Here is a 26,520-nt window from a genome sequence, read left to right as displayed (position 1 = left end):
CCCGCACGGCCCCCGCACGGCCCGCCTGCGGGCGACGGAGTTGCACAGGGATTGCGCAGCATGGCGTTTTCCGTCCTCGCGGGCGGTCACGCCGGCGGCATTTTCTTGACGGCGTATAGGGTTTTTCCTCAATCGTAATTTTGTATGACAATATGGAAATAGACTGATGCCGAAGGATTCTGTGATCGGGGCCATCTCGTCCGAGCGGGCGCGCAAGCATGTCGAGGTGATCTGCAAGACGATCCCCCACCGCGCGGCCGGGGCCGAGAACGGCAAGCGGATGGCGGAATATTCCCGCGATGCGCTGCTGGCGGACGGGATCGCGGATGCCACGATCTTTGACCTGCCCGCCGTCGTCTCCTTCCCTGAACCCGCCGGGTTCAAGGTCACGGCCACCGGCGAGGAAATCCCTGCCAACACGCTGGGCCACAGCACCGAGACCGGCCCTGAGGGCATCACCGGCGAGCTGGTCTATGTCGGCTCCGGCGCCTTCGAGGACTACGAAGGCCTCGACGTCACGGGCAAGATCATCCTGACCGAGCTGTCCTATGCCCCCGGCCGCCACGAGAAGCAGCGCATCGCCGCGCTGAAGGGCGCCATCGGGGCGGTGATGATGAACTGGGGCGGACCGGAGAACCCGGCGGTGCCCATGGGCTCGGTCAAGCCGAACTGGGGCTCGCCCACGCCCGAGGGCATGCGGGACGAGATGCCCACGATCCCCTGCATCGGCATTGCCCGCGTCGACGGGCTGCGCCTGAAGGCCGAGGGCGAGAAGGCCCCGGTCGAGATCTGGATGCGCCCCGTGGTCGAGAATGGCTGGCGCCCGGTGCAGATCACCGTGGGCGAAGTCGCCGCCCCCGAGACCTCGCCCGAGGCGGAGGATTTCGTGCTGATCGGCGGGCATCAGGACAGCTGGCCCGGCGAGGCCGCCACGGACAACGCCGCCGGCAACGCCTGCATGCTGGAACTGGCCCGCGTGATGAACGAGAACCGCGACAAGCTGCGCCGCGGTGTCGTCTGCGGCTTCTGGACGGCGCATGAGACCGGCACCATGGCGGGCTCCGCCTGGTACGCGGATCATGAATGGGCGCGGCTGCGCGACCATGCGGTTGCGTATCTCCAGATCGACCAGCCGGCCTGCGTCGGCACCGATACGCTTTGGGCCGCGGGCTCCAACGCCGAGCTGAAGACCTTCCACGAAAGCGTCGCGGTCGAGCATCTGGAGGGCCGCGGGCAGATCTGGCACCGCGCCGCGAAACATGGCGACAGCTCCTTCTTCGGCCTCGGCATCCCGGCCTTCGCGGGCAACGGCTCCTTCACCGAGGATGAGTTGAAGGCCACCGCGCTGGCGACGCTGGGCTGGTGGCACCACTCGACCGAGAACACGCTCGACAAGCTCGACTGGGGCTGGATGCAGACCCACCTCGAGATCTACGCGGCCTGGGTCTGGGAACTCTGCACCGCGCCGGTGCTGCCCTTCACCTTCACCCCCGTGGCGGGGCAGGTGAGCGCGCGTCTGGAAGAGCTCTCGGCCCCCGGCAAGCTGATCGGGCTGGAGGCGGCCGAAGCCGCCGCCGCGCGCTTTGCCGAGGCGGCTGCCGCCTTCGACGCCCGGGCCAAGGCCGCGGCCGAGGCCTTCGACGGTTCGGACGCCGCAGAGGCGATGGCCAAGCGGATCAACACCTGCATGAAGCGCCTGTCGCGCATCCTCGTCCCGCTGCAGAGCACCTCTGTCGGCAAGTACGGTCACGACACCTACGGCTACACGCCGCAGGGCTCGATGATCCCGATCCTCTACGACCTGCCCGAGCTGGCAACGCTGGAGGAGGGCGAGGACTTCTGGATGCTGCGCACGAAACTCATCCGCAACCGGAACAAGGTTATCGACGGGCTGGACGAAGCAACAACCCTGATCGCCGACACGCTGGAAATGATCGGCGACTGACCCAACTCCGGCGGGGCGTCTCCCCTCCCGCCGGGCCAACAAGGAGAACGACACGACATGACATTCCGCACCCTTCTTCTGGCCGCGACCACTGCGCTCGCCACGGCCACGATCTCCGTCTCGGCGCAGGCCCAGACCGAGATCGTCTGGGGCGAAGGCACACCCAAGGGCCTCGACCCGCACGTCGTCTATGACGTGCCGATGCAGCTCTACATGCTGAACGCCTACGACAGCCTCTACCGCTACATCGGCAACCCGCCGGAGCTGAGCAACTGGCTGGCCGCAAGCCACACCGTCAGCGAAGACGGCCTGACCTGGGAATTCACCCTGAAGCCGGGCATCACTTTCACCGACGGCACCCCGATGACCTCGGAAGACGTGGTCTATTCGTTCCAGCGCCTGTTGGAGATCGGCAAAGGCCCGTCGGGCGCCTTCAAGCCCGTGCTGAAGCCGGAAAACGTTTCCGCCGTGGACGAGCTGACCACCCGCTTCGTCCTCGACAAGCCCTACGCCCCCTTCCTGTCGACGATGCCGCTGGTCGCGATCCTGAACAAGGACGTGGTGCAGGCGCATGAAACCGATGGCGACATGGGCGCCGCGTGGCTCTCGACCCATCAAGCCGGCTCGGGCTCCTACATCCTGGATGAGGACACCTACAAGCCGCTGGAAAACGCCGACTTCAACCGCAACGTCGATCACTTCTACGGCTGGGACGACAACGCGAGCCCCGTCGACGTCGTGCACGTGCCGACCTTCACCGAAACCTCGACCCGGGTTCTGGCGCTGCTGCGCGGTGACACCGACGCGACCGACGGCTACCTGCCGACCGACCAGGTGGAGCGCATCAAGGCCGCCGACGGCGTCCGCGTGCAGAGCGACGAATCCATGCGGATCATGCTGATCCGGATGAACAACCAGAAGCCGCCGTTCGACAACGTGAATTTCCGTCGCTGCGTCAGCTACGCCTTCAACTACGATGGTTTCAACGAGGTCGTCCTCGGCGGCCTGGTGAAGCGGAACGTGGGCCCGCTGCCCTCGAACCTCTGGGGCGTGGACGAAAGCGTCGAAGGCTACAGCTACGACCTCGACAAGGCGCAGGAGTTCTGTGACCTCGCCCGTGAAGAGGGCGCCGACATCGACCGCAAGATCGAGATCAAGATCCTCTCGGGCCTCGACCAGACCACCCAGGCCGCGCAGGTCATGCAGCAGGGTCTCGACGAGCTTGGCCTGAACGTCGAAGTCGTGGGTGATACCTGGGCGAACCTCGCCACCTCGACCGGCACCGTTGAATCCACCCCCGACATGTGGGTGCACTGGGTCTCAACCTACTTCGTCGACCCTGAAAACTGGATTGGCCAGATGTATTCGAGCCAGTTCAACGGCACCTGGAAAGCGTCGTCCTGGTACGTGAACCCCCACGTCGACGACCTGCTGCAACAGGCCCGCGACGTGACCGATCAGGCAGAGCGCGAAGTGCTCTACAAGGAAGCCTATCGCACCATCGTGGACGAGGCGGCCGACGTCTGGATCTACAACACCGTCGCCCTGCGCGGTCTCAGCGATCGCCTCGACGGCTTCAAGTTCTCCCCCGTCGGCTCTGGCGCCGACTTCCGCTGGCTCTCCGTCAAAGAGTAAGCGGCACTGCCCGGCCGGTTCCCCTTCCCGGCCGGGCCTTTTCTGCACGACCCGACAGGCCCCTCCCCAAAGGCACCGATCCTCCCCATGCTGTTATTCCTGATCCGCCGGCTTCTGCTGATCATCCCCGTCCTCTTCGGCCTGCTGCTGCTGACCTTCTTCATGCTGCGGCTTGGTGGCAACGATCCCGCGGCCATCATGGCCGGCGACAACGCCACGCCCGAGATGATCGCCCGCATCCGCGAGGAGCTGGGCCTGAACCAGCCGCTGGTGGTGCAGTTCTGGGACTACTTCCTCAGCGTTCTGCGCGGGGATTTCGGGGTCTCCCTCTTCTCCCAGCGGCCGGTGAGCGAGGACATCCTCGACAAGCTGCCGGCCACGCTGGAACTGACCCTCGTCGCCCTCGTCATCGCCACGGTCCTCGGCATCCTGCTGGGCACGCTGGCCGGTGTCTGGCGCAACTCGATCTTCGACCACACGGTGCGGATCGTCTCGGTGGCCGGCCTGGCCACGGCGTCGTTCTGGTTCGCGATCATGCTGCAGCTGGTCTTTGCCATGGGCTTCGAGATCCTGCCGCTGCGCGGGCGACTGCCCACGGGCATGGCGCCGCCGCCGGACATCACCGGCATGTATATCTTCGACAGCCTCGTGACCGGGCATTTCGCCACCATGTGGCAGGCGGTGCTGCACATCATCATGCCCGCTGTCACGATCTCGCTTGGCGGTGTCGCGACGGTGGCGCGCTTCACCCGCTCCGCCGTGGTGGCCTCGCTGCAGAGCGAATACGCCAACTACGAACAGGCCGTTGGCTATCCCCGTCGCCGCGTGGTCTTCCCTTACGTCCTGCGCAACTCGCTGGTGACGCCGGTGACGCAGGTTGGCCTGCTCTTCGGTGGCTTCATCTCCAACGCCGTCGCCGTGGAGGCCGTCTTCGACTGGCCCGGCCTCGGCTCCTACCTCGTGCAGGCGATCTTTACCTCCGACTACCAGGTGGTGCTGGCGGTGACGCTGGTGATCGGCGCGATCTATGGCGTGGTGAACATCCTCGTCGACATGACCCAAGGCTTGCTCGACCCCCGCGTCGCCGAGAAAATGTGAAGGCTCCCGCATGCTGATCCTCAAGAAATTCCTGCGCGATGTCCCCGCCGTTCTGGGCGCGCTCATCGTCCTGGCCGCGGTTATCCTCGCGATCTTTCCCGAGCTGCTGGTCGACAATGTCGACCGCATCAACCGCGGCAACATCATCATGCGGCTGCAGCCGCCCTCGGCCGACATGCCGTTCGGCACCGATGACCTTGGCCGCAACATCTTTGAACGGGTGATCGTGGGCACACGCTCGGCGCTGACGATCTCGCTCTTCGTGGTGGTCGTCTCGATGATCGTGGGCGTGCCGCTCGGCCTGATCGCGGGCTACCGCAGTGGCTGGGCCTCCAGCACGATCATGCGGGTGACCGATGTCTTCCTCGCCGTGCCCCAGCTGATCCTCGCCATCGCGATCGCGCAGCTCCTTGGTCGCGGCCAGATCAGCGCGATGATCGCCCTCGCGGTGACCTACTGGCCGTTCTTCACCCGCACCGTCTATGCCGAGACGCAGAAGGTGCGTGCCTCGCTCTTCGTCGAAGCGCTGGAGGGCTACGGCGCCTCCAAGACCCGGATCATGCTGTTCCACATCCTGCCCAACGTCGCGGCCCCCGTCATCGTGCGGGCCACGGTGGGCATGGGCTTCGTGATCCTCACCGCCGCCGTGCTGGGCTTCCTCGGGGTGGGCGCGGTGCCGCCGGCGCCGGACTGGGGTCTGCAAATCTCGGAAGGACGCAAGTACCTGCCCGAGCAATGGTGGTACGCAACCTTCCCCGGCCTCGCGATCCTGCTGCTGGTGCTGGGCTTCAACCTGCTGGGCGACGGTCTGCGCGACCTCGTCGATCCCCGACTGCGGAGGTCCTGAACATGAGCGACGCAATCCTCTCCGTCCGTGACCTGAAACTCTCGGTCAAGGGTGACGCCGGTCTGGCGCAGATCCTCGACCACGTCGATTTCTCGATCCACCCCGGCGAGGTGCTGGGGCTGGTGGGCGAAAGTGGCTGCGGCAAGTCCACCCTGATCCGGTCGATCATGGGGCTGCCGCCCAAGGGCGCCCGGATCGAAAGCGGCTCGGTCACCTTCAAGGGGCAGAGCCTGATGGACCCGAAGATCGCGCAGGGCCTGCGCGGTCGCGAGATCGGCTTCATCCCGCAGGACCCGTTCCAGGCCTTCAACCCGGTCTTCACCGTGGGCGACCAGATCCTCGAGATCCTGCGCTGGAGCGGCCTGCCCGACGACCCCAAGGGCGGGCGCTACACCAAGGAGCTGCGCGCCAAGCACCGCGCCCGGCTGATCGAGGTGCTGCACGCCGTGCAGATCCCCGACCCGGAAGAGGCGCTGACCCGCTTCCCGCACCAGTTCTCGGGTGGGCAGCGGCAGCGGATCCTGATCGCCGGGGCCCTTGCCTCGCGGCCTTCGGTCATCCTCGCGGACGAGCCTACGACCGCGCTCGACGTGACCACGCAGATGCAGATCCTGCGCCTGCTGCGGGAACTGGCCAAGGACTTCAACGTGGCGATGCTCTTCGTCACCCACGACTTCGGCGTGGTGGCCCAGATCTGTGACCGGGTGACGGTGATGTACGCGGGCCAGACGGTCGAGACCGGCACCACCCGCCAGATCATCGACGCGCCGCGTCATCCCTACACCGGCATGCTGATGGCCTGTCACCCCGAACGCGCGACCGAGATCACCGGGATCCCCGGGCAGGTCACCTCGCCGCTGACACCGCCGCCGGGTTGCCGGTTCGCCCCGCGCTGCCCGCGCGCGACCGAGGCCTGCACCTCGGCGCGCCCCGGCCTTGACCGGCGTGCCGATGGCCGCCGTATCGCCTGCATTCACGAAAAGGAAGTCGCATGACGCGCCCCCTTCTGGAAACCGTAGACCTCAAGAAACACTACGGCGGCACGCGCAAGCTTCTGCAACGGCCCAAGCCGCTGGTGAAGGCCGTGGACGGGATCGACCTGCAGCTGGCCCCGGGCGAAGTGCTGGGGCTGGTCGGCGAAAGCGGCTGCGGCAAGTCCACCCTGGCCCGCACCCTGCTGGGGCTGGAGCGCGAGACCGAGGGCACGATCAGCTTCGACGGGCAGGACGTGGGGGGGCGCGGCGCCTCTGCCGCACGCGAGATCCGGTCCGACATCCAGTACGTCCATCAGGATCCGGGCGCGGCGCTCGATCCGTGGTGGCGCATCGGCGACACGCTGCACGAGACGCTGAAGATCCACGGCGTCACCGACAAGGCCGAGCGCGATGCCCGGATCGAGGAGATGCTGCTGGCCGTGGGGCTGAACGACAGCTTCCGCCGCCGCTATCCGCATGAGCTTTCGGGCGGGCAGCAGCGCCGCGTCGGGCTGGCGCGGACGCTTTCGCTGCGGCCCCGGCTGGTGATCCTCGACGAGCCGACCTCGGGCCTCGACCTATCGGTGCAGGCCACCGTGCTGAAGCTGATGCTGGAACTGCGGGCGCAATACGACCTGACCTATCTCTTCATCAGTCACGACCTGTCTGTGGTGGAGCGGCTCTGCGACCGGGTGGCGATCATGTACCTCGGCCGGATCGTCGAGATCGGCGCGGCGGAGCAGGTCTTTTCCAAGCCCGCGCATCCCTACACGCAGGCGTTGCTGGCCTCGGCCCCGACGCTGGAGCGTCAGGAGGCGGGCAAGCCGATCGAGGGCGACCCGCCGAGCCCGACCAACCGGCCCGAGGGCTGTCCCTTCCACCCGCGCTGCCCGATGGCAGAGGCGGCCTGCCGGCAGGTGGTGCCGGATCTCGCGGACCTGGCGGCGGCCCATCGTGTCGCCTGCCCGCCCGCGCTGCGGACGCTGACCCCGCAGTGAGAGGGCGACCGGAACGGGGCGCAGCCGGGCGGGCGCGCCCCGTCTCCGGGAGCGGACCGGGGGATGTCGGTCTCGATGGCTGCGGAGGCAGGCGGAGGGCGGCGCAGCGGGGCAGGGGCCCCGCGCGAGACCTCAGGGGCTCAGGCGCCTTCTTCCTCGTTGAACCGTTCCAGCGCGTCGCGGGCGGCGTTGGCCACGTAGTGCCGCATGGCCGCATCCGCCGCATCCGCATCGCGCGTCACCAAGGCCTCGATGATCGCGTCGATCTCCTCCAGCGAGTCGTGGATGCGGGTCGGGTTTTCCATGGCGAGGAACCGCAGACGGGAAATCCGCGCCAGCAGGCTGCGCAGCAGGTCGCCGGTCACCTGAAGGCCGGAGACGGCGATCATGTGCTCGTTCAGCTGCACCATCATCCGCACCAGCCCGATCAGGTCGCGCTTCTCGGCGCCGGTCTTGTGGGCCCGGTGCAGGGCCATGAGCATCGCGTCCTCGCCCTCCGGTGCCTGCTCGCAATAGGCGCGGGCAAGGCGGGCTTCCAGCTCGGCGCGCAGGCCGAAGATCTCGGCCGCCTCGGCTTTGGTCAGCCGTGTGACGGCGGGGCCGCGGTGGGTGGTCACGGTCACCAGCCGCTCGTTCTCCAGCGTGCGCAGCGCCTCGCGGACCGAGGTGCGCGACGCCCCGAGCGCCTCGCAGATCTCGCGCTCTACCAGCCGCTGGCCGGGTTTCAGCCGGCCCTCGATGATCGCGGTGCGCAGGTTCTCGACCACCGCCTCGCGGACGGTCTTGGGCTGCACAAGAGCAATGCTCAGCCCGTCGGCCAGCGTGTTCTGCTCGGCGAGCGTTTCGGTCAGGGCGGCGTGGGTGGTGATCTCGGTCAAACGGGGCCTGTCGGTCTGGGGCCGGGCCCTTGCGGGCGGCGGCAGGCCCGGCAGATCGCGGGCACTGGAACGGAATACAGGGCCGCGGACCGGGTCGATTCGAGGCCTCTTGAATTATCATACAATATGACAAAGCTAGGCAAGCCGCATCGCTCTGGCGGTGCCGCAGCTGGGTCCGGCGATACCCATAGGAGGTTCACATGATGAATGGCAAGGCGTTCCAATGGTCTGCGGCAGAAGCCGCCGCATCCGAAGCCGTGGCGCAGTGGTCGGCGGACGGCCCGGGCGGGGCCATCGTCGGCTTCGACCGCGACGGGCTGCGTTTTGCCGTCTCGGGCGGGCTGGCGGATCTGAACCACGGGCTGCCCTTCACCCCCGACACCGTGTCGCGCTGTGCCTCGGTCACCAAGCACCTGCTCTGCGCCATGGTGCTCTCCCACCCCGAGGCGATCGGGTTGGACGATCCGCTCGGCAAGCATCTGCCGGAGTTGGCCCCGGCGCCGGCGGCGGTCACCGTGGCGCGCGCGCTCTCCATGACGGGCGGGCTGCCCGACACGCGGGAGAGCCTGTCGCTGCTGGGGCTGCCGGCCGCCGCGCCTTCCGGGGCGGAGGCGCTGATGGCCTGCCACGCCCGCATGACCGGCCTGAACTTCGCGCCCGGGGCCGAGGTCTCCTATTCCAACGCCGGCTACCGGCTGGTGGAGGAGGCGCTGAAACGGCGTGGCCTGACGCTGGCGGGCTTCGTGGCAGAGGCGATCAACGGCCCTCTCGGGACGCGCTTCGCCGTGCCGGAGCATTGGGGCGACCCGGTGCCGGGCCTTGCGCCGGGCTACTGGTACGATGGCGTCCGGTGGCAGCCGGGCGGGCAGGGGATGCATCTGAGCGCGGCAGGCAGCCTTGCCGCCTCGGCCACGGACATGGCCCGCTGGATCCGGGCGCTGCTGGCCGGGCAGGGGGCCTTGGCCGGGCTCTGGGACGGGATGTCGGCGCGGCGCAGCCTGGGTGACGGCAGCGAGACGCCCTATGGCCTCGGCCTCTATCGCGTGCCGCTTCGCGATCACCTGCTGATCGGTCACAGCGGGGCGCAGGCGGGCTACCGTGCGCAGTTCCTGACGTTGCCCGAGGCCGGTGTGGGCGTCGTGGTGCTGTCGAACCGGGACGACGTGAAGGCGCTTTCGCTGGCACTCGCCACCTTCGCGGGCCTGCTGGATGCGCCGATGCCGACGCCGGTCGTACCGGGCACCTTGCCCGAGGGTCTTTATGTCGAAGAGGACGGCCCGCGGTGGGCCGAGGTGAAGGCCGCCTCGCTGGTGCACATGGGCACCGAGGAGGCGCTCTATGACGGCGGCGACGGCTGGGCCGAGAGCTGCTCCGGCACGGCGCCCATGCGCCTGCGCTGGACCGGGGCGGCGCTGGAGGGCACCATCGGCCATGCGCCCTGCCGCCTGTTGCCCGTGCGGGGGGCGGCGCTGCCTGACGGGCTCGACGGGCACTGGCATGTGCCGGGGGAGGGGGCGGTTCTGGAGATCCGGGACGGCGCCGTGATCTGGGGCCTCGGCCCGGCGCGGACTGTGGCGCCTCTGACGCCGCTTGGCGGCGGGCGGGCGCTCTTCACCCTGACCGATGGGGCGTCGCGCCGCCCGGTCTGCCTGCACAGGACCGGCGCGGACAGCCTGACGCTGGGCCTCAACCGGGCGCGGGCGGTGCCCTACGTCCGGTTGAGCTGATCGGGGCGTCCTAGCCGAGCAGGGCCCGCTGGCGCAGCGGGGCCGCGATCGCGGGCACCGCGCCGAAGGGGGCGACACCCGGCGGCATCGCCGGCGCATGGGCCGAGGCGAAGGCGGGCTTCGACGCGGGGCGCGGGGTATTGGCGGGTGCCTGCGGTGCCTTGCGCCCGCGGCGGGCCGACCGGGCCGAGGCCTCGCGGCACCAGGCCAGCATCAGTTGCAGCGCCAGACCCAGCGGCGGCAGCACGATGGCGGGCCAAAGCAGGTGCGGATGGGTCTGCACGACGGTCTGGAACAGCAGCGCCAGCAGCGTGCCCGCGGCAAAGACCTGCAGCCCGTGGCGGCCCATCAGGCGCAGCGGCGCGGTCCAGCGGCTCTCGGCCACCGTCACAACGAAGGGCAGGCAGGACAGCACGTAGGCCAGCGACAGCGCATGGGCGAAGCGCGGCAGGGCGAGGAAGGTCTTGTCCTGGTTGGTGATGTGGAACGGCACGCCGCTGTCGCGCAGCCAGGTCATCGCCGCATCCATCCGCGGTCCCATGCCGGGCAGGTAGAGCCAGGCCAGCGAGAACAGCAGGTAGCCGACGCAGGCCCAGAAGAGGCCGCGATACACGGGCACGAAGCGTTCGCCGCGCCGCATGAAGATGCCGGTCAGCAGGCCGACGGTGAAGAGCGCCTGCCAGGCGAAGGGGTTGAAGAACCAGCCGCCCTCGTTCGGGAAATTCGGCAGGTTCAGCCGCAGGAGCCCGGTGACGAACCACAGCGTCAGCGAGGCCCCGAGCGTGGCATAGGGAAACCTCTCGGCCAGCGGGATCACCGCGGGCAGCACGAAGAGAAGCACCGCATAGGCCGGCAGGATGTTCACGTAGCCCAGCTGGTGCGTCATCAGCGGGATGCCGATGACGGCCTGCAACGGGGTCTCCACCAGCGGCGCGAGGTTGATCTGCTGCAGCAGTTCCGGCGCGCGGAACATCAGCACGCCGCCCGCGAAGATCGCGATGGCGGTCACGGTCAGCAGCACGTGCACCACGTAGAGCAGCCACGCCCGGGACCAGAGCGGCGCCATGGCCTGCCAGACCCCCGTGCGGTCCACCCGCTCGGGCAGGAAGCGCCCGGAATAGGCGAGGCCCGCGGCGATGCCGGACATCAGGAAGAAGGCCTCGGCCGCATCGGAGAAGCCGATGTTGCGGACGGTGCCGTATTCATAGGGATTGCCGGGCACGTGGTCGATGAAGATCATCGCGAGCGCCAGACCGCGGAACATGTCGATCCGCAGGTCGCGCTTGGCCTTCACCGAGCCTTGGGTGCCGGGCATGGCGATCAGCTTTGCCTCAGGCTGTGACATGGGTGCCTCCTTCACCTGTGTCGGACTCGGGTGCGGCCTGCGGCTCCAGCGTGGCGGGCCAGTTGGCGGCGACCCCGTGGTAGAGCGTCACGACACGGGCGGCCTCCAGTTCTCCGGGCACGCGGAACAGGCGCGAGCGCGCGGGCCGCGAGGACCAGGCCAGCAGCACCGGCGCGGCCATCATCGGCACGCAGACCGGCAGCAGCCACAGCGCCAGCGTAGGCGCGAACTGGGTCAGCGCCGCCAGCACGAGGGTGCCCCAGGTCACGATCCAGCCGCTTGCGGCCCAGGCCTCGCGCAGGCTCAGGCGGCCTTCGCCGCGCTGGTTCGCAGGCCAGCCGCCGTCGCGGCCCATCAGGACCTGCAGCACGGCGCGGGACTGGTACATCAGCATCACCGGCGCCATCAGCGAGGACAGCAGCAACTCGCCCAGGACCGAGCGGAAGGTGGTGAAGGCGCCGCCGAAGCCCTTGGTGCGACGGGTCAGGATCGCGTGCACGAGGATCAGGAACTTGGGCAGGATCAGCAGGCCGATCACACCGATGCCCAGCCCGACGATCTCACGGGTGCGGTCCGAGGGGAAGGAGGGGAACAGCTGGTAGGGATCGGGGAAGTAGTTCGGCAGCGGCGCGGTCACGAAGGCCACGAGGCTGACGATCAGGAAGGCCGCCCAGATCAGCGAGACGATGTAGGCGGTGATCCCCTGAAGGAAGACGAAGCGGCTCCAGAACCGCAGGCCGGGAGCGGTCAGCAGGCGGGAGTGCTGCAGGTTGCCCTGGCACCAGCGGCGGTCACGCTTGGCATAGGAGACGATGTTTTCGGGGCCTTCCTCGTAGGAGCCGGTCAGGTCCTCGTCGAGCCGCACGATCCAGCCCGCCCGGGCCAGCAGCGCGGCCTCGACATAGTCATGGGACAGGATGTGCCCGCCGAAGGGCGGACGGCCCTTCAACTCGGGCAGGCCGCAGCTTTCGGCGAAGGCGCGCACGCGCACGATGGCGTTGTGGCCCCAGAACGGGCCGGTGTCGCCCTGCATATGCGCCAGCCCGCGGGAGAAGACCGGCGAGAAGAAGTTCGACGAGAATTGCATCGCGCGCCCGAAGAGCGATTGCGCGCCGACGATCTGCGGCAGGGTCTGCAGCAGGCCGAGGCGCGGCTCCGCCACCATGCGGCGGACCATCTCGGCGACGGTTTCACCTTCCATCAGGCTGTCCGCGTCGAGGATCACGGCAAATTCGTAGGCGCCGCCCGAGCGGGTGATGAATTCCTCGATGTTGCCCGCCTTGCGGCCCCAGTTGTCGGTGCGGCGGCGGTAGTAGATGCGGCCCGCGCCCTCGCGGTCGCGGTGCAGCTGGTCGAACCACTGGCGCTCGACCCGGGCCAGCGTGTCGTCACGGGTGTCCGAGAGGATGGCGAAATCGACCGCGCCGGTCAGCCCGGCCTCGGCGAGGGAGATGTCCATCGCTGCCACCCGGGAGAAGGTGGCGCGGGCGTCCTCGTTGCAGATCGGCACGAGGATGACGGTGCGGTGGTTGCGCGGATCGATCCCCGACAGGTCGCCGGCGCCGATGCGGCGCGGGACCAGCCCCAGAAGCGCCTGCGCGGCGCCCCAGGCCAGCCAGGAGGTCGTCATCCAGATCAGCAGCGCGCGCAAGACGTCCGTGGTCTGAAGCCCGTCCTGGATGGAGGCCTCGAAGACCAGCCCCGCCGCGCCGAGCCCGAGCAGGCCCGCGAAGGCGATCGCCGTCAGACGCGACGCTAAGGTATTGGCTTTCAACGGTGCACGGTCCGGCATGTTGCAAAACTCCCCTGAACGCCCGGCAACGGGCGCCATGCCGGCGCGGCCGGCGTCATCCCCAATGGTGAAGCGCGCCGGTGAGAGCTGCGCTGCAAAGCGATGTGGCGTGGCTGCCTTGACGGTCCGCTGTCGGGCCGCCGGGATCAGCCGGGCAGGTCAGCCCTGCGCCGCACGCCCGCCGAAATGCATGAGCCGGGCCAGGACGCCGGGCGCGCGGACGGGGGCGCCTTCGAGCTGCTGGCGCGGCATGACCAGCGGCGCCTCGGGGGGCGCGATGCTGACGTGTGCGTCGGTTTCGGGGGCCTTCTCGAACAGATGTGCTTCGTTACTCATGCTTTGATCCACTGGTTGATCCATGTCTCGGTCAGGACGCGGTCGAAACCTTCGACATGGGCTTGCAGTTCCACGACGGCGCCGTTCGCGGCCGCCACCTCGATCACCAGACGCCACGTATCGCGGCCGGGGATCTTCGACAGGATGGCCTCGACGAGGTCGCCATTTTTCACAGTCACTTGTGGTTTAACGGCTGCGTCGGCGGGAAGTTCCGCCATCAGGCCGCCGGCGAAATCAATGACGAATTTCCGCTGATCCTCGACCGCCTCGCCGCCGGAAACGCCGCCGTGACCGGCCAGCGTCCGCAGCACATGGGCCGTGTTCACGGTATCGTCGGGGGGCAGGTCGCCCCAGTGCATCCGGTAGGAGAATTCCAGCGCCTCGCCGGCCTTGGGTTGGGCCTCGGGGACCCAGAAGGCGACGATGTTGTCGTTGGTTTCCTTGTCGGAAGGGATCTCCACCAGCCGCACGGTGCCCGCACCCCAGTCACCGATCGGCTCGATCAGGCAGGAGGGGCGGCGCTCGTAGGCCGCGCCGGCATCGAGCTGATCGCTGAAGGCGCGGTTGCGCTGCATCAGGCCGAAGGCACGGGGCGAGCGGCTGCCGATGTAGGAGTTGGCCAGCCGCGGTGGGTTGTTCAGCGGCCGCCAGAAGCGCCGGCCATCGGCGTTGATCAGGGTCAGCCCGTCGCTGTCATGGACCCGCGGGCGGTAATCGTCGAAATCGCCCATGTCGCCCGGCCCGAAGAGGAACATCGAGGTCAGCGGCGCCATGCCGATCTGCTCCACGTCCTCGCGCAGGTAGAGACGTGCGGTCACCTCCATGCGGGTGTCGGCGCCCGGGGTGATCAGGAACCGATAGGCCCCGGTGAGCGACTGGCTTTCCAGCGTGGCATAGACGGCGATCGTGCCCTGCCCGGCGGCGGGGCGGTCGATGTAGAAATTCGAGAACCGCGGGAATTCCTCGCCGGAGGAGAGGCCGGTGTTGAGGGCGAGGCCCCGGGCCGACAGCCCGTAGGCGTTACCCCGGCCGAGGGCGCGGAAGTAGGAGGCACCGAGGAAGGCCACGACCTCGTCATAGATATCGGGCCGGTTCATCGGGGCCGTCAGGCGCATCCCGGCGACGCCGGACAGGGCGGCATGCTCGGGGATCTTCTCGCTGAGCCCGTTCATGTAGTCGAAATCGTCGGTCGAGAAGGTCAGCGGGTGGGCCATGCCCTCGGCGACCTCGAAGACCTGCACCGGCTGCTTGAAGAGCCAGCCGAGGTGGAAGGCATGCAGCTGGAAGCGGGCGCCGGTCTCGTGCCAGACGGCGCGTTCGGGCAGGAAGCGGATGTTCTGGTAATCGTCGTAGTCGAGATCGGCGACGAAACCGGAGGGCCCCTCGGGCGCCTTGTAGGCCTCGCCCGCGAGGGCCTGCATCCGGGCGCTCAGGTCGTCGAAGGAGAAGGGCGTGCCGGCAGGCGCGGCATCGGCGGCAGGCGCGGCCGCAGGGTCGGCCGGCGCGGCCGTGTCCTGCGCACGGGTCAGCCTCGGCAGCACGGTCAGACAGCTGGACCCCGCCAGCAGGCCAAGCATGCGGCGGCGGTTCAGGACAGGTTCGGTGGCAATACAGCGGGAAATCGTATTGTCAGAATACAAAGGTCAGGCCTCTTCACACGACGGTTTCCTTAGCAAAGCCAAAGACCGTCAGGGTTGCAATCGCTGGGCTGCGGCGCGGCAATTTCACGCCATTTCCCCGGGGCTTACCGGCACAGACCCGCGACCCCACAGCGCTTTAAACGCATGAGAACTCAGCAGGTTCCACGGGGTTTCTGCACCTGCGCGGATCTTCGCCGCAGCGCAGGCACGATCCCGCGTACCGGGTGTGGGTGCCGCCTTCGGATCGGACACCCACGGGATTGTCGGAAGATAAGCTCAGGCGCTTGGGTTGCAGAACAGCCTGTAAAGCAGCGCGATCACCTCTGAGGTGGCGTCGCTGGCGAGGGAATAGTAGATCGTCTTGCCGTCGCGCCGGGTCTGCACGAGGCCCTCCTCGCGCAGGCGGGCCAGCATCTGGCTGACCGCAGCCTGCCGGAAGTCCAGCAGCTGTTCCAGCTCGCCCACCGATTTCTCGCCCGAGCCGAGGTGACAGAGGATCATCAGGCGCCCCTCATGCGCCAGCGTCTTGAGAAACGCGGCGGCATTGCCCGCGGCGCGGGCCATTTCGGCAGGAGGGGCTTTGACGTCGGTCTGGTCGTCCACGGTCGTATCGGTGTCGGAGGTTACGGTGAGCTGTATGTAACACCTTTGTAGCGCGTTTTTAAGATGGGCCATGAGACAGCCGCACCGCAGCACGATAAATTTTTCGCGCTGCGGCGTTCATGTCACCGGTATTGACCCATCAGGGACTGCGCCGGGCTCTCAGCGCAGCAGGAGCACGTTCCGCCGGGCGGTGCCGGTGACGGTATCGGCGATGGCTTCGTTGATCTCTTCCAGCCGCCAGCGGCCCGAGATCAGCTCGTCGAGCTTGATCCGGCCCTGCTGGTAGAGGTCCACGATCCACGGAATATCCCGGCGGATGATGACATTGCCCATCATCGAGCCTTCGATCCCCTGTGCCTGCCGCGCCATCAGCATCGGCGAGTAAGTGGATGATTTGTCGAGATGTGGCATCCCCACGGCGATCACCCGCCCGGTCGGAACGAGGTAACGCGGGGCGGTGTCATAGGCCGGGGCCGCCCCCACGGTGACCAGCACGCTGTCGGCGCCCTTGCCCAGAAGGGCCTTCACGGCGGCCCAGGGCTTGCCCTCGGCCAGCACGCCGTTTGTGGCGCCGAACTCCCTGGCGATGGCCAGTTTCTCCTCGGTCATGTCCACGGCGACCACGCGGCGGGCCCCGGCGAGGCGCGCGCCCTGGATCGCGTTCAGCCCCACGCCGCCCGCGCCGATCACCACCACGTCCTGTCCGGGGCGCACGTTGGCGGCGTTCACGGCTGCCCCCAGCCCCGTGATGACCCCGCAGGAGACGAGCGAGGCTGCCTCCATCGACATGTCGGAGGGAATCACCACCACCTGGCTCTGGTCCACCACGACCTTCTCGGCGAAGGCGCCGCAGGCCATCGCCTGGTAGATCGGCGTGCCGTCGGGCAGCGACAGCGGCCCGGGCTGCGGCACCGGCGTTTCGCAGGTCGTCGGGCTGGCCGAGGCGCAGCTGCGGCAGTGACCGCAGGCATGGATCAGCGTGACACAGACATGATCGCCGACCGACAGGCCCTTCACGCCCTCGCCCAGCTTGGTGATGATACCAGCCGCCTCGTGCCCGGCAACCGTCGGCAGGGTGCCGCCGAAGCCGCCCTGCAGGAAGGAGATATCGGAGTGGCAGATCGCCACTGCCGCGATCTCGACCTCGATCTGTCCCTCGCCGGGCGGGGCCAGCAGAACCTCCTCGATGGTGAGGGGTGCGTTATGTTCGCGGCAAACGGCCGCCCTGATCTTTTCCACGTCTCAACCTCCCTGGCTGCGGGCCCAGAGAACGGCCCGCAGATAGGGGTTACAATAGTGGAATAAAATTCCGCATTGGAAGGGGCTTTGAAAATCGACCTCAGCCGCGGATGCGGGCAGCGAAGGCGCGGGCCTCCTCCGGTGCGGTGCCAAGCTGGCGCGACATGTCGAAGAGATCGCCGAGATCGCGGTCGGGGAAGACCTTCTGCGCCTCGGTGGCGAGGTCCGAGCCCTCGGCCATCACCGTCTTGCAGATCTCCTTCACCTGCGCCTGCGCCTCGGGGCGGGGCATGTCGGCGGCAAGGCGGAAGGTCAGCGCCTCGGCCAGCATCAGGCCCTGACCGGCACCCAGCGTGCGCTTCATGGCGACAGCATCGGGCTGCACCCCCGCCGTCACCTCCTGCGCCACGTTCAGCGCGGCGGCGGTGGAAAGGATCAGCTGCGGCAGAGTCAGCCATTCGGTGAACCACGCGGCCCCGTCACGCTCGTTGCGGGGCATCGCGGCGCTCTGCATCGTGGCGTTCAGCCCCGCGACCTGACGGCCAAGCGCCACGAGGGCGGAGGGCTGCACCGGGTTTTGCTTCTGCGGCATGGTCGAGGAGCCGCCGGTCGCGCCAAGGCGCACTTCGCCGATGCCGCTCATGGTCAGGGCGATGAGGTCCTCACCCATCTTGCCAAGCGCAAGGGCGAGCCGGGCCATCCATGCCGACAGCGCCAGCACCGGGCTGCGGTCCGCGTGCCACGACCGGCCCGGATCACGCAGGCCAAGCGCCTGCGCCAGTTTCGCGCGGGTCTCGAGCGCGGTGTCGCCAAAGGCCGCGCCGGTGCCTGCCGCGCCCGAGAGCGAGACCCAGAGCACCTGCTCGCGCAGCGCGGGCAGGGCATCGCGGAGGTCCGCCAGCGGCGCGCCCCAATGGGCCACCACCGCGCCGAAGCCCACGGGCGTCGCGTGCTGGCCGTAGGTGCGGCCCGCCATGGGCAGGTCGGCATGGGCCTCGGCCAGGTCGGCCAGCGTGGTCAGCAGGGCGGTCAGGCCCTTTTCGGTCAGGTCCAGCACCTGCCGCATCCGCAGCATCAGCCCGGTGTCGGCGATGTCCTGCGAGGTGGCGCCCCAATGGACGTATTGCGAATGTTCCGGCGCCTGCATCTCCTTGCGGAAGGCGGCGACGAGGCCGGGGACCGGCACACCATTGGTGGCCACGGCCTCGGACAGCCCCGCGGGGTCAAGCGGGATCTCGAGGCTGGCGCGGTGGATCGCGGCGGCCGAGACCTCTGGGATCACGCCGAGGCTGCCCTGCACCTTGGCGAGCGCCCCTTCGACCAGCAGCATGGCGCGGACCTCTGCGCTGTCGGAGAAGAGCTTGCCCAGGTCCCCTGCCGGGAACAGGCGGTGATAGATCGAGCTGTCGTGCACGGAGCCGGCCATGTCAGTGCCCTCCCGCGATCTGGTGCAGCAGCGCGGCCAGCCCGCGCGGATCGGAGAGGAAAGGGGAGTGGCCGGTGGGCATGTCGTATCTGTCCTTCGGGTCGCAATCTGCCGCCATCTCCGCCTGATGGGCGGGGGCGATGGTCAGGTCCTGTGTGCAGCGGATATAGGACCGCGGGGTGTTTTGCCAGTTCGCGCCCAATTGGATCGGCGTGGCATGGGGCACCATGGGTTCGCGGACCAGCCGGGACTGCGCGATGCGGCGCAGGTCTTCGGGCACGTCGTGGTAGAAGCGCAGGTCGTCGGCACCGGGGTCGACCTCATAGCCATCTCCCTGACGCCGGGCGATGCCCTTGAGCGGTGGCTGGGGCCAGCTGTCGGCCATCTGGACCAGCGAGTGCCCGTCACGCGGCAGGAAGGCGCAGAGGTAGACAAGGCGCTGCGCGACCTCGGGCGCCAGTTCGGCCGCGCGGGAAATCGCAAAGCCGCCGGCGGAATGCCCCACGAGGATCGCCGGGGCGCCAAGATCCGTGGCGGCGTCGATCACCGTCTGCGCGTAGTCATCCAGCGTGATGTCGCCGTGCGGGCGCGGGTCGGCCCCGCGCCCGGGGAGGTCCGGGGCGACAGCCGCATGTCCCCGGGCCTCAAGCTCGGGGATCACGCGGTGCCAGCACCTGCCATCGTGGCAGGCGCCGTGGATCAGCACGAACCGTGCCATTCAGAGGTCGAGGAAGACCGTCTCGTCCTTGCCTTGAAGGACGATATTGAAGCGATAGACGCCGTCGGCCTCCTTCTTGGCGATCAGGGTGTCGACGCGGGGACGCTGCTCGATCCGCTTGAGCAGGGGATCGTTGCTGTTGTCCTCGTCCTCGAAGTAGATGCGCGTTTGCAGACCGGTGTTGATCCCGCGGGCCACGACCCAGACCGAGATGTGCGGCGCCTGCATGCCGCCGCCGCGCATCGGCACGGGGCCGGGCTTGACGGTGCGCAGGGTGAACTCGCCGGTGGTGCCATCGGCGGCAAAGCGGCAGAAGCCCGAGACCTTGGGGTCCGCACCCTCCTGACCGGGGAACTTGCCCGCGGCGTCCGGCTGCCAGCTTTCCATCATGGCATCGCGCAGCGCCCAGCCGGTGCCGTCAAAGACCTCGCCCTTGATGGTGATGATCTCACCGGCGCAGCCGTCCTCGATCGGGCTGGTGCCGATCTCTTCCTCGTAGGCGCCGGCATTGCCGGCATGGGTCGGCATGCAGCCGATATGAACGTACGGGCCCGCGGTCTGCGAGGCGCTTTCGGTCAGGCGGTTGTTGAGCGGTTGGACCATCTTACATCCCCTCCAGCTTGTTTTCGAACATGGTCTGGCGACGGCCGCGCAGCACGATGTCGAACTTGTAGGCCAGGAAATCCATCGGCCGCGACATGGCCATGTCGAGCGGCGCCACGAGCGCGTCGAGCTGGCCGCGATCCTTCACCGTGTGGGCGATCGGGCAGAGGTCGATCAGCGGATCGCCCTGGAAGTACATCTGGCTGATCAGCCGCTGGCCGAAGCTGTGCCCGAAGATCGAGAAGTGGATGTGCATCGGGCGCCAGTCGTTGCCGCGGTTGGGCCAGGGGTAGGCGCCGGGGCGGATCGTCAGGAACTCGTAATAGCCGTTCTCGTCCGTCAGGGTCCGGCCGCAGCCGCCGAAGTTCGGATCGAGCGGCGCGAAGTAGGTGTCCTTCACGTGGCGGTAGCGCCCGCCCGCGTTGGCCTGCCAGATCTCCACCAGCGTATGGGGCACGGGGCGGCAGAATTCGTCCAGCACGCGGCCGTGGACGAGGACCCTCTCGCCGACCGCCGGGCTCTCGCCCTTGGTCCAGTTCAGGATCAGGTTGTTGTCCAGCGCCTGGATCTTGTTGTGCCCGAACCGGGGGCCGGTTTCCTCCGAGGGCGTGGATTCCATCGACAGCAGCGCCTGGTTCGGCGAGCGGACGACGCTGGTCTTGTATCCGGGGTCATAGGCGGCGGGATGCGCGTCGCGGTTGCGCGGCACCAGCGGCCCCAAGTCGCGGGGGCTGTCAGTCATTCTGGGTCTCCTCCATTTCGGCGTAGGTGGCTTTGGCAAGTTTCAGCGCGTGGTTCGCCTTGGGAACGCCCGCATAGATGGCGACGTGCTGAAGGGCTTCCTGAACATCGCGCTTGCTGGCGCCCGTGCGGGCGGTGGCGCGGATGTGCATGGGGATTTCCTCGAAGTTGCCGGTGGCGGCCAGCAGGGCCAGCGTGATCATCGAGCGTTCGCGCTGCGTGATCCCGTCAGAGGCCCAGACGGTGCCCCAGGCGCCCTCGGTGATGAGGGTCTGGAACGGTTCGTCGAATTCGGTCTTGGCGGCTTCGGCGCGGTCGACATGGGCGTCGCCCAGAACCGAGCGGCGCACCTCCATGCCTCGGTCGAACTTGGCGGTTTTCTCAGCTTTGGTGTCGGGCATGTCCGGTTCCCTTGATGAAGTCGGTGAGGAGGGCGGCGTAGGCCTCGGGCTGTTCGGCGCAGGGCAGGTGGCCGGCCTTGCGGATGACCTCGAAGCGCGAGCCGGGGATCAGGTCGATCGTCTCGCGCACGAGGTCCGCCGGGGTCGAGCCATCATCGCTGCCCGCGATGCCGAGGGCAGGCATCCGCAGCCCCGAGGTGGGGGTGTAGAAATCCGTGCCCGCGATGGCGGCGCAGCAGCCGGCATAGCCCTCGGCGGGCTGCCGGATCAGCATGTTGCGCCAGCCGGAGAATTCCTCCGTCTCGCGGAAGGCGGGGTGGAACCAGCGCTCGAGGATGGCATCCGCCATGGCGGCGATGCCCTGCTCCTTCACCGTGCCGATGCGCTGCTGCCACATCTCGGCGGTGCCGATCTTGGCGGCGGAGTTCGAGATCACCACGGCGCGGATCAGGTCGGGCCGTTTCACGGCGAGGCCCTGAGCGATCATGCCGCCGATGGAGAGACCGACGAAGAGCGCGTCCTTCACACCGAGGTGGTCCAGCAGGCGCTCGGCGTCGCGCACGAGCGCGCCCATGGAATAGGGACCCTCGGGGCAGTCGGTCAGGCCGTGGCCGCGTTTGTCATAGCGGATCAGCCGCAGGCCCGCGGGCAGCAGCGGCAGCACCGCATCCCAGAGCCGCAGGTCGGTCCCCAGCGAATTGGCAAAGACGACGGGGGCGCCGTTCGGGTCGCCCTCGTCGGTGTAGTGGACCCTGAGCCCGTCAAGATCGGCGATGTTCATGCGTGACGTTTCCTTCCTCCGGAGCCGGTGCGGGCCGAAGCCCCGCCGGACCATGTGCAGACAGGATCCCAGCCCGCGGGCAGGCTGTCAAAGCCTCCGCTCCGCGCGGGCCAACGGCCCGGCGCGCCATGCCACAGGCATGGGGCTCGCCCCGAAATGCGCATGATGTCCTCCCTGTTCGCCACAGGAAGGAACCAAAAGTGGTTGTCTGTGTCAATTAAAATGCGCGGCAGGACGTCGCGGGAGCAGGTGCCGGCCTAGCGCCGCAGGAGCAGCCCGGGCAGGCGCCGCAGTGCGGCACGGCTGAGATCCCCATATTCGATTTCGCCGCCAAGCAGTTCAAAAGTCAGGCGGCGCAGGCGTCCCGAGGGGCGCTTGAAGGCGGCGACGATGGCGCGTTGCATGGGGCGTGCATAGACCAGCTTGCGCAGCAGGATGGCCTGCCGCAGGTCGTTGTGCATCGGGCGCAATGCCACGCGGTAGCGGGGCAGGGCGTCATCGGGATGGCTGTGGGCGAGGGCTGCCACGGTGGCCTCGGCCGCCAGTTGCCCCGATTTCATGGCGAGGGCGATTCCCTCGCCGGTGAAGGGATCGACCAGCCCCGCCGCATCGCCCGCCAGCAGCACGCGCCCCGCGCCGGGCACCCGCCGGAAGTCGCCTGCGGGCAGGAACTGGCCCTTCACCTTCACATCCGCACCGCGTCCGATCTCGGCGACGTAGCTGGCCATCGCCTGTTTCATCGCGGGGTTGCGGGACAGGATGCCGCCGATGCCCACGGTGGAACTGACGGCCTTGGGAAAGTGCCAGCCATAGCCATAGCGCACGACGCCGAAGTCGATCCGCACCGGTGCATCGGGGTTGTCCGCGGCGGGCGGGGCCTCGACCTCCAGCCCGAAGCCCACGTGCCGCCGGTCGAAGGGCTGGCCGAAGAGGGAGCGCGCGACCTCGCTGTTCACCCCGTCCGCCCCGATCAGGACCCGGGCGCGAAGCACCCGCCCGTCCGCCAGCGTGACCGACGGCGCCGCAGGGTCGATGCCGGTGATCCGCTGCCCGGTGACATCCTCGGCCCCCGCCTCCAGCGCGCGGCGGCACATGTCCGCGTCCAGCGTGCGCCGCATGGCAAGGTGGATGGGGGGGATGTCCTCCAGCACGCCGAGGGCATGGCCATGGGCGTGCAGTTCCACGGCGGTGTGGGTCTCGATCAGGTCCGGGGCGATCTCCTCGCCGAAAACCTCGTGGAAGTAGCGGTAGCTGCGCCCGGTGAAGCCGCCCCCGCAGAGCTTTTCGCGCGGGTGGCGGTGCCGGTCGATCAGGGCCACGCGCAGGCCGGCGCGCGCCGCGGTGAAGGCGGCTGCAGAGCCCGCGGGCCCGGCGCCGAGGACGATCACGTCCCGGAGGGTGGTGTCAGTCATCTTCCAGCCCGAAGAACCTGTGGATGTCGTCGAAGAGCGTGGGCGCCGTCACGAAGAGCAGGTGCCCCTGCTCGGGATAGGTATAGAACGCATCGGCCGGGATCTCTCCTGCGAAGCGGCGGGCGCGTCTGAGCGGGAAGAGGTTGTCGTCCCCCCCGTGGAAGAGCGCGATATTGGCGCGTTCAAGCTTGGGATCGGGGTGATAGACCCATCCCATCAGGCTGCCCGTATGGGCCAGCGTCATCTTCACCGAGGGCGTGGTGATATGGCCGCGCTGCTCCTCGGCGAGGGCCTCGCTCTTCTCGGCCAGCCCGGGCTGGTCGTAGTGCTTCCGCCCGTAGAGCAGGGTGCGGTAGTTCTCCAGCCATGCGGCGTCCATGGATGTGCCGCCCGAGCGGATGAAGGCGCTCGCCACGTCGACCGCGCCTTCCGCCGCCGCCACCAGCGTGTCCGGGAAGGAACTGGCGGAGGACACGAGGGCGACATGCACATCTGCCGTCTCCACCCGCCGCGCGGCCTCCAGCGCCACCGGGCCTCCGGTGGAAAAGCCGATCAGGTAGAGATGCTTGGGCCGGATGCGGTTGACCGCCTCGGCGATATAGGCGCCGGACTGCAGGATATCGACCCGGTGATCCAGCGGCAGCCCGTCGAGGCCGGGGAACCGGAAGGCGAGGATCGAGCTGTCGCTGTCGTCCCAGCCCAGGACCGGGCTGAAGATGTCCACCGTCGCCATGGCGCCGGGTACCAGCACGATCAGCTTGTCGACCTCGTCGTTGAGGTTCGGCTCATGAATGATCGGAGAGCTTTCTGCCTGCTGCGGGGGCGGCAGCGAGGAGCAGGCGACGGGTCCGAGGCAGAGCAGGGCGAGGGAGAGAAAACGCAGCATCTGCCCCTTCTTGACCTGCAGACCGGAGCCTGTCCAACGTCTTTTCACGCCCGCCCTCCGGGAAACCGGGCCGAGGGGCTTTTCGGTGCCTGCGGGTGATCATATATCGTATCTTGAATGAGATTATGGAGGCCGCGATGGCTGGCAAGAAGATCACGTGCCTGGACTGCGGACAGGTGAACCGGGTGCCGGAGGACAAGCTGATGTCCGCGCCCAAATGCGGGACCTGCGGCGCGCCGCTGATCTCGGACAAGGTGCAGGAGGTGGATTTCGCCACGCTGCAGAAGGCCGCGCGCACCGACGAGGTGCCGCTGGTCGTCGATTTCTGGGCGCCGTGGTGCGGCCCCTGTCGCATGATGGCGCCGGAGTTCTCCAAGGCGGCGGTGGCCATGAAGGGGCAGGCGCGGCTGGTGAAGCTGAACACGCAGGACCATCCGCAGGCCGGTCAGGCCTATGGCATCCGCGGCATTCCGACGATGGCGGCCTTTGCCGGCGGGCGCGAGAAGGCCCGCCAGTCCGGCGCGATGCCGGGCGCGCAGATCGTCGACTGGGTCAAGCGCGCACTCTGAGCGGCGCGTCGCCAAATCGAAACCGGGGGCCTGCGGGCCCCCGGCGACACACCTTGCAGGGCGCATGATCAGAGCACGGTCACCTTGGTGCCGATCGGCACCTTGTCGTAGAGCGCGCTGACATGTTCGTTCAGCATCCGGAAGCAGCCCGAGGAGGCATTGTGCCCGATGCTCGAGGGCTGCACCGTGCCGTGGATGCGGATGTAGGTGTCCTTGCCCCCCTCGTAGAGATACATCGCGCGGGCCCCCAGCGGGTTGCCCGGGCCGCCCGGCATCCGGTCCGTGTTGCCCTTGAACTTGCCATAGCTCGACGGGTTCTGCGCAATCATCTCGTCCGTCGGGCGCCATGTCGGCCATTCCACCTTGCGGCGGATCGTGGCGCTGCCGGTCCAGCCGAGGCCCGGCTTGGCGACGGCGATCCCGTAGCGGGTGGCCACACCCGGGGCGGTCACGTGGTAGAGGAAGTAGGCGCGCGGCAGGATCACGATCTCGCCGGGCTGGTAGGCCGCGTCGAAGGCGACCTCCTGCGGTTGCAGGATCGCGGGAAGCTGGAATGCCGCCTGGGCGAAGCCGGGGATCGCGGCCAAGCCGGTTGCTGCGGCGGCCGTGGCGAGGAAGGAACGGCGGGTGGTCATGCAAGAGTACCCTTCTATGACTTACCTATCAAAACGCCAGTTTCGCACGGTGGTTCCGATTCGCAATGCAAACGCCCCGGACACCCTCGGGTGAACACGCAGAAGTGTGGCCGACTTGCACGTTTCGCGGATAACGGGTGGGGCGCAGGGCGGGCGGAGGCCTGCCATCCGGCAGGTCCTCCTGCGCGGCAGGCCGCCAGCGGTGCGCGCGGCGGCGGTCGCTCGCCACGTGGCGGGGGCGATTCTGGCGGGGGCTTGCCGGTACGGGGTACGGGCGGGGCGACGGCCTTGTGTGAACTGCGGGGCGGCATAGGTCGGTGGGGACGCCGCGGAGGTTCCGCGGTGACGACCAGACCGAAAGGAAACGCTATGACCCTTCGCGCAAATGTTCTCAAAGCCGGTGTCATCCTCGGCCTCGCCGCCACGCCGCTCGCCCCGCTGATGGCGCAGAGCGCCGATCCCGCGGCGCCCGAGACCTCGGCCACGCCGCCCGCCGCCGCAGAGGCCCCGGCAGAGGATTACAGCGACGCGCAGCTCGACACCTTCGTGACCGCTGCGCTGGATGTGAGCGCCGTGCGTCAGGACTACACGCAGCAGATCGAGACCGCGACCGACGAAGGTGCCCGCGCCGAGCTGGTGGAAGAGGCGAACCAGAAGATGCTGGATGCAATCTCGGCCGTCGAGGGCATGGACCTCGAGACCTACAACGAGATCGGCGCCGCCGCGCAGGCGGATCAGGAACTGAACACGCGGATCATGGAAATGGCGCAGGCCAAGATGTCCGCCCAGCAGAACTCGGGCGAGGGCTGAGCGCGTCCTTTGACCCGACGCCCGGACCACCCCGGCCGGGCCGCGCCGTCCCCTCGGGGGCGGCGTTTTTATGCGCGGGGGGATGTGCGTCTTCGTGGGCGGAGGGGTGACGGTGGGCTCTCTCATATCTACCAAGCTTCGGCGGCAAGGTGTCCTATAGCCAACAGCGGGTCTTTCACCGCGCTTCGGCTTCAGGTGGTGCCACCGACATTGGCGGACGCAACGCCCAATTCAGCCCCAAAGCACCGTCCCCTCGAAATGTCCCGCCCGGCCGTGAGGCCGGGCAGCGCCGACCCGCCCCCCGTCGCCATAGGGGCTCGGACCAATGGCGCACCAATGGCGACCGGCGCTACTGCGCCACCCCGCGGGACGGCGCTGCCCTATCTGAAGGCCGGAGAGCAGTGAGGCGGACGCGTCCCGGCGTGCCGCTTTTGGGGCAAGGGATAGCTCTGTTCAGAAAGGATAACTCTGTTCAGGCCTA

The 26,520-nt window shown here is 68.4% G+C and carries 25 protein-coding genes; 9 read left to right on the top strand and 16 right to left on the bottom strand.

Going from position 1 to position 26,520, the window contains the following annotated elements; translation table 11 throughout:
• Positions 1–166: 166 nt before the first annotated feature.
• From ACX9MO_RS05680 to ACX9MO_RS05655, 6 genes are all read left to right on the top strand, one after another.
• The gene (locus ACX9MO_RS05680; RefSeq protein WP_462213837.1) at positions 167–1,945 is read left to right on the top strand and encodes a M28 family peptidase; all 1,779 of its coding nucleotides are present in this window, start codon (positions 167–169) and stop codon (positions 1,943–1,945) included.
• A gap of 57 nt (positions 1,946–2,002) precedes the next feature.
• Positions 2,003–3,580 carry an ABC transporter substrate-binding protein gene (locus ACX9MO_RS05675; protein WP_462213836.1) on the top strand — a complete coding sequence of 526 codons (1,578 nt, stop codon included), beginning with the start codon at positions 2,003–2,005 and terminating at the stop codon, positions 3,578–3,580.
• Between the two features lie 87 nt (positions 3,581–3,667).
• Complete coding sequence (locus ACX9MO_RS05670; protein ID WP_222491347.1) at positions 3,668–4,678, top strand: ABC transporter permease; 1,011 nt, start codon at positions 3,668–3,670, stop codon at positions 4,676–4,678.
• Positions 4,679–4,688: 10 nt separating this feature from the next.
• A complete protein-coding gene (locus ACX9MO_RS05665) occupies positions 4,689–5,525 on the top strand; it encodes an ABC transporter permease (RefSeq protein ID WP_222491349.1) in 837 nt (278 codons plus the stop codon).
• A gap of 2 nt (positions 5,526–5,527) precedes the next feature.
• The gene (locus ACX9MO_RS05660) at positions 5,528–6,520 is read left to right on the top strand and encodes an ABC transporter ATP-binding protein (RefSeq protein WP_462213835.1); all 993 of its coding nucleotides are present in this window, start codon (positions 5,528–5,530) and stop codon (positions 6,518–6,520) included.
• On the top strand, positions 6,517–7,497 hold the full coding sequence (locus ACX9MO_RS05655) for an ABC transporter ATP-binding protein (protein WP_462213834.1): 981 nt from the start codon (positions 6,517–6,519) through the stop codon (positions 7,495–7,497). Before ACX9MO_RS05660 ends, ACX9MO_RS05655 begins: the two co-directional genes overlap by 4 nt.
• 140 nt (positions 7,498–7,637) lie before the next feature.
• Here ACX9MO_RS05655 and ACX9MO_RS05650 read toward each other — a convergent pair whose 3' ends face one another.
• Positions 7,638–8,375 (bottom strand): GntR family transcriptional regulator, encoded by a 738-nt coding sequence (locus ACX9MO_RS05650; RefSeq protein WP_462213833.1) that lies wholly within the window; start codon positions 8,373–8,375, stop codon positions 7,638–7,640.
• Positions 8,376–8,575: 200 nt separating this feature from the next.
• On the opposite strand from ACX9MO_RS05650, the gene ACX9MO_RS05645 reads away from it, so the two are divergent.
• A complete protein-coding gene (locus ACX9MO_RS05645; protein ID WP_462213832.1) occupies positions 8,576–10,102 on the top strand; it encodes a serine hydrolase domain-containing protein in 1,527 nt (508 codons plus the stop codon).
• A 10-nt stretch (positions 10,103–10,112) separates the two neighbouring features.
• Here ACX9MO_RS05645 and ACX9MO_RS05640 read toward each other — a convergent pair whose 3' ends face one another.
• The 14 genes from ACX9MO_RS05640 to ACX9MO_RS05575 form a co-directional block, all read right to left on the bottom strand.
• The gene (locus ACX9MO_RS05640) at positions 10,113–11,447 is read right to left on the bottom strand and encodes an OpgC family protein (RefSeq protein WP_462213831.1); all 1,335 of its coding nucleotides are present in this window, start codon (positions 11,445–11,447) and stop codon (positions 10,113–10,115) included.
• Positions 11,434–13,239, bottom strand: a complete 1,806-nt coding sequence (gene mdoH / locus ACX9MO_RS05635; protein WP_462213830.1) for a glucans biosynthesis glucosyltransferase MdoH — start codon at positions 13,237–13,239, stop codon at positions 11,434–11,436. Before mdoH ends, ACX9MO_RS05640 begins: the two co-directional genes overlap by 14 nt.
• Before the next feature lie 159 nt (positions 13,240–13,398).
• Complete coding sequence (locus ACX9MO_RS05630; RefSeq protein WP_462213829.1) at positions 13,399–13,575, bottom strand: hypothetical protein; 177 nt, start codon at positions 13,573–13,575, stop codon at positions 13,399–13,401.
• Positions 13,572–15,152: an OpgD/OpgG family glucan biosynthesis protein gene (locus ACX9MO_RS05625; protein WP_462213828.1), complete on the bottom strand. Its 1,581-nt coding sequence runs from the start codon at positions 15,150–15,152 to the stop codon at positions 13,572–13,574. The genes ACX9MO_RS05630 and ACX9MO_RS05625 overlap by 4 nt, the downstream gene beginning before the upstream one ends.
• A gap of 339 nt (positions 15,153–15,491) precedes the next feature.
• Positions 15,492–15,779 carry an ArsR/SmtB family transcription factor gene (locus ACX9MO_RS05620; protein WP_222492979.1) on the bottom strand — a complete coding sequence of 96 codons (288 nt, stop codon included), beginning with the start codon at positions 15,777–15,779 and terminating at the stop codon, positions 15,492–15,494.
• Positions 15,780–15,977: 198 nt separating this feature from the next.
• On the bottom strand, positions 15,978–17,057 hold the full coding sequence (locus ACX9MO_RS05615) for a zinc-binding dehydrogenase (protein WP_462213827.1): 1,080 nt from the start codon (positions 17,055–17,057) through the stop codon (positions 15,978–15,980).
• Positions 17,058–17,157: 100 nt separating this feature from the next.
• Entirely contained in the window at positions 17,158–18,483 is a 1,326-nt protein-coding gene (locus ACX9MO_RS05610) for a lyase family protein (protein ID WP_462213826.1), read from the bottom strand.
• 1 nt (position 18,484) lies between these two features.
• A complete protein-coding gene (locus tag ACX9MO_RS05605; protein WP_462213825.1) occupies positions 18,485–19,201 on the bottom strand; it encodes an alpha/beta fold hydrolase in 717 nt (238 codons plus the stop codon).
• On the bottom strand, positions 19,202–19,804 hold the full coding sequence (gene pcaG, locus ACX9MO_RS05600; protein ID WP_222491373.1) for a protocatechuate 3,4-dioxygenase subunit alpha: 603 nt from the start codon (positions 19,802–19,804) through the stop codon (positions 19,202–19,204).
• Between the two features lies 1 nt (position 19,805).
• A complete protein-coding gene (pcaH, locus tag ACX9MO_RS05595) occupies positions 19,806–20,546 on the bottom strand; it encodes a protocatechuate 3,4-dioxygenase subunit beta (RefSeq protein WP_462213824.1) in 741 nt (246 codons plus the stop codon).
• On the bottom strand, positions 20,539–20,946 hold the full coding sequence (pcaC, locus tag ACX9MO_RS05590; protein ID WP_462213823.1) for a 4-carboxymuconolactone decarboxylase: 408 nt from the start codon (positions 20,944–20,946) through the stop codon (positions 20,539–20,541). Before pcaC ends, pcaH begins: the two co-directional genes overlap by 8 nt.
• Positions 20,927–21,727: a 3-oxoadipate enol-lactonase gene (gene pcaD, locus ACX9MO_RS05585; RefSeq protein WP_462213822.1), complete on the bottom strand. Its 801-nt coding sequence runs from the start codon at positions 21,725–21,727 to the stop codon at positions 20,927–20,929. The genes pcaC and pcaD overlap by 20 nt, the downstream gene beginning before the upstream one ends.
• A 257-nt stretch (positions 21,728–21,984) precedes the next feature.
• Positions 21,985–23,139: a geranylgeranyl reductase family protein gene (locus ACX9MO_RS05580; protein WP_462213821.1), complete on the bottom strand. Its 1,155-nt coding sequence runs from the start codon at positions 23,137–23,139 to the stop codon at positions 21,985–21,987.
• Positions 23,132–24,025, bottom strand: a complete 894-nt coding sequence (locus ACX9MO_RS05575) for an alpha/beta fold hydrolase (protein ID WP_462213820.1) — start codon at positions 24,023–24,025, stop codon at positions 23,132–23,134. Before ACX9MO_RS05575 ends, ACX9MO_RS05580 begins: the two co-directional genes overlap by 8 nt.
• A gap of 137 nt (positions 24,026–24,162) precedes the next feature.
• Between ACX9MO_RS05575 and trxC the strand changes: the two genes are divergently transcribed.
• Positions 24,163–24,594 carry a thioredoxin TrxC gene (gene trxC / locus ACX9MO_RS05570; RefSeq protein WP_222491383.1) on the top strand — a complete coding sequence of 144 codons (432 nt, stop codon included), beginning with the start codon at positions 24,163–24,165 and terminating at the stop codon, positions 24,592–24,594.
• A gap of 68 nt (positions 24,595–24,662) precedes the next feature.
• Here trxC and ACX9MO_RS05565 read toward each other — a convergent pair whose 3' ends face one another.
• Positions 24,663–25,229: a L,D-transpeptidase gene (locus ACX9MO_RS05565; protein ID WP_222491385.1), complete on the bottom strand. Its 567-nt coding sequence runs from the start codon at positions 25,227–25,229 to the stop codon at positions 24,663–24,665.
• Between the two features lie 369 nt (positions 25,230–25,598).
• On the opposite strand from ACX9MO_RS05565, the gene ACX9MO_RS05560 reads away from it, so the two are divergent.
• Complete coding sequence (locus ACX9MO_RS05560) at positions 25,599–26,039, top strand: DUF4168 domain-containing protein (RefSeq protein ID WP_222491386.1); 441 nt, start codon at positions 25,599–25,601, stop codon at positions 26,037–26,039.
• Positions 26,040–26,520: the final 481 nt, after the last annotated feature.

The organism is Pseudooceanicola profundus, assembly GCF_054919315.1.
Note: the sequence above shows the minus strand (reverse complement) of the source record. Positions and strands in the feature narration are given on the sequence as shown.

What these genes read in the sequence shown, in the direction of transcription:
- ACX9MO_RS05665 (WP_222491349.1), top strand. Translation starts at nt 4,689, where the DNA reads ATGCTGATCCTCAAGAAATTCCTGCGCGATGTCCCCGCCGTTCTGGGC.
- ACX9MO_RS05645 (WP_462213832.1), top strand. Translation starts at nt 8,576, where the DNA reads ATGATGAATGGCAAGGCGTTCCAATGGTCTGCGGCAGAAGCCGCCGCA.
- ACX9MO_RS05680 (WP_462213837.1), top strand. Translation starts at nt 167, where the DNA reads ATGCCGAAGGATTCTGTGATCGGGGCCATCTCGTCCGAGCGGGCGCGC.
- ACX9MO_RS05660 (WP_462213835.1), top strand. Translation starts at nt 5,528, where the DNA reads ATGAGCGACGCAATCCTCTCCGTCCGTGACCTGAAACTCTCGGTCAAG.
- ACX9MO_RS05630 (WP_462213829.1), bottom strand. Translation starts at nt 13,575, where the DNA reads ATGAGTAACGAAGCACATCTGTTCGAGAAGGCCCCCGAAACCGACGCA.
- ACX9MO_RS05610 (WP_462213826.1), bottom strand. Translation starts at nt 18,483, where the DNA reads ATGGCCGGCTCCGTGCACGACAGCTCGATCTATCACCGCCTGTTCCCG.
- pcaD (WP_462213822.1), bottom strand. Translation starts at nt 21,727, where the DNA reads ATGAACATCGCCGATCTTGACGGGCTCAGGGTCCACTACACCGACGAG.
- trxC (WP_222491383.1), top strand. Translation starts at nt 24,163, where the DNA reads ATGGCTGGCAAGAAGATCACGTGCCTGGACTGCGGACAGGTGAACCGG.
- ACX9MO_RS05670 (WP_222491347.1), top strand. Translation starts at nt 3,668, where the DNA reads ATGCTGTTATTCCTGATCCGCCGGCTTCTGCTGATCATCCCCGTCCTC.
- ACX9MO_RS05620 (WP_222492979.1), bottom strand. Translation starts at nt 15,779, where the DNA reads ATGGCCCGCGCCGCGGGCAATGCCGCCGCGTTTCTCAAGACGCTGGCG.
- ACX9MO_RS05575 (WP_462213820.1), bottom strand. Translation starts at nt 24,025, where the DNA reads ATGCTGCGTTTTCTCTCCCTCGCCCTGCTCTGCCTCGGACCCGTCGCC.
- ACX9MO_RS05640 (WP_462213831.1), bottom strand. Translation starts at nt 11,447, where the DNA reads ATGTCACAGCCTGAGGCAAAGCTGATCGCCATGCCCGGCACCCAAGGC.
- ACX9MO_RS05655 (WP_462213834.1), top strand. Translation starts at nt 6,517, where the DNA reads ATGACGCGCCCCCTTCTGGAAACCGTAGACCTCAAGAAACACTACGGC.
- pcaG (WP_222491373.1), bottom strand. Translation starts at nt 19,804, where the DNA reads ATGGTCCAACCGCTCAACAACCGCCTGACCGAAAGCGCCTCGCAGACC.
- ACX9MO_RS05625 (WP_462213828.1), bottom strand. Translation starts at nt 15,152, where the DNA reads ATGCTTGGCCTGCTGGCGGGGTCCAGCTGTCTGACCGTGCTGCCGAGG.
- pcaH (WP_462213824.1), bottom strand. Translation starts at nt 20,546, where the DNA reads ATGACTGACAGCCCCCGCGACTTGGGGCCGCTGGTGCCGCGCAACCGC.
- ACX9MO_RS05605 (WP_462213825.1), bottom strand. Translation starts at nt 19,201, where the DNA reads ATGGCACGGTTCGTGCTGATCCACGGCGCCTGCCACGATGGCAGGTGC.
- ACX9MO_RS05565 (WP_222491385.1), bottom strand. Translation starts at nt 25,229, where the DNA reads ATGACCACCCGCCGTTCCTTCCTCGCCACGGCCGCCGCAGCAACCGGC.
- pcaC (WP_462213823.1), bottom strand. Translation starts at nt 20,946, where the DNA reads ATGCCCGACACCAAAGCTGAGAAAACCGCCAAGTTCGACCGAGGCATG.
- mdoH (WP_462213830.1), bottom strand. Translation starts at nt 13,239, where the DNA reads ATGCCGGACCGTGCACCGTTGAAAGCCAATACCTTAGCGTCGCGTCTG.
- ACX9MO_RS05675 (WP_462213836.1), top strand. Translation starts at nt 2,003, where the DNA reads ATGACATTCCGCACCCTTCTTCTGGCCGCGACCACTGCGCTCGCCACG.
- ACX9MO_RS05580 (WP_462213821.1), bottom strand. Translation starts at nt 23,139, where the DNA reads ATGACTGACACCACCCTCCGGGACGTGATCGTCCTCGGCGCCGGGCCC.
- ACX9MO_RS05560 (WP_222491386.1), top strand. Translation starts at nt 25,599, where the DNA reads ATGACCCTTCGCGCAAATGTTCTCAAAGCCGGTGTCATCCTCGGCCTC.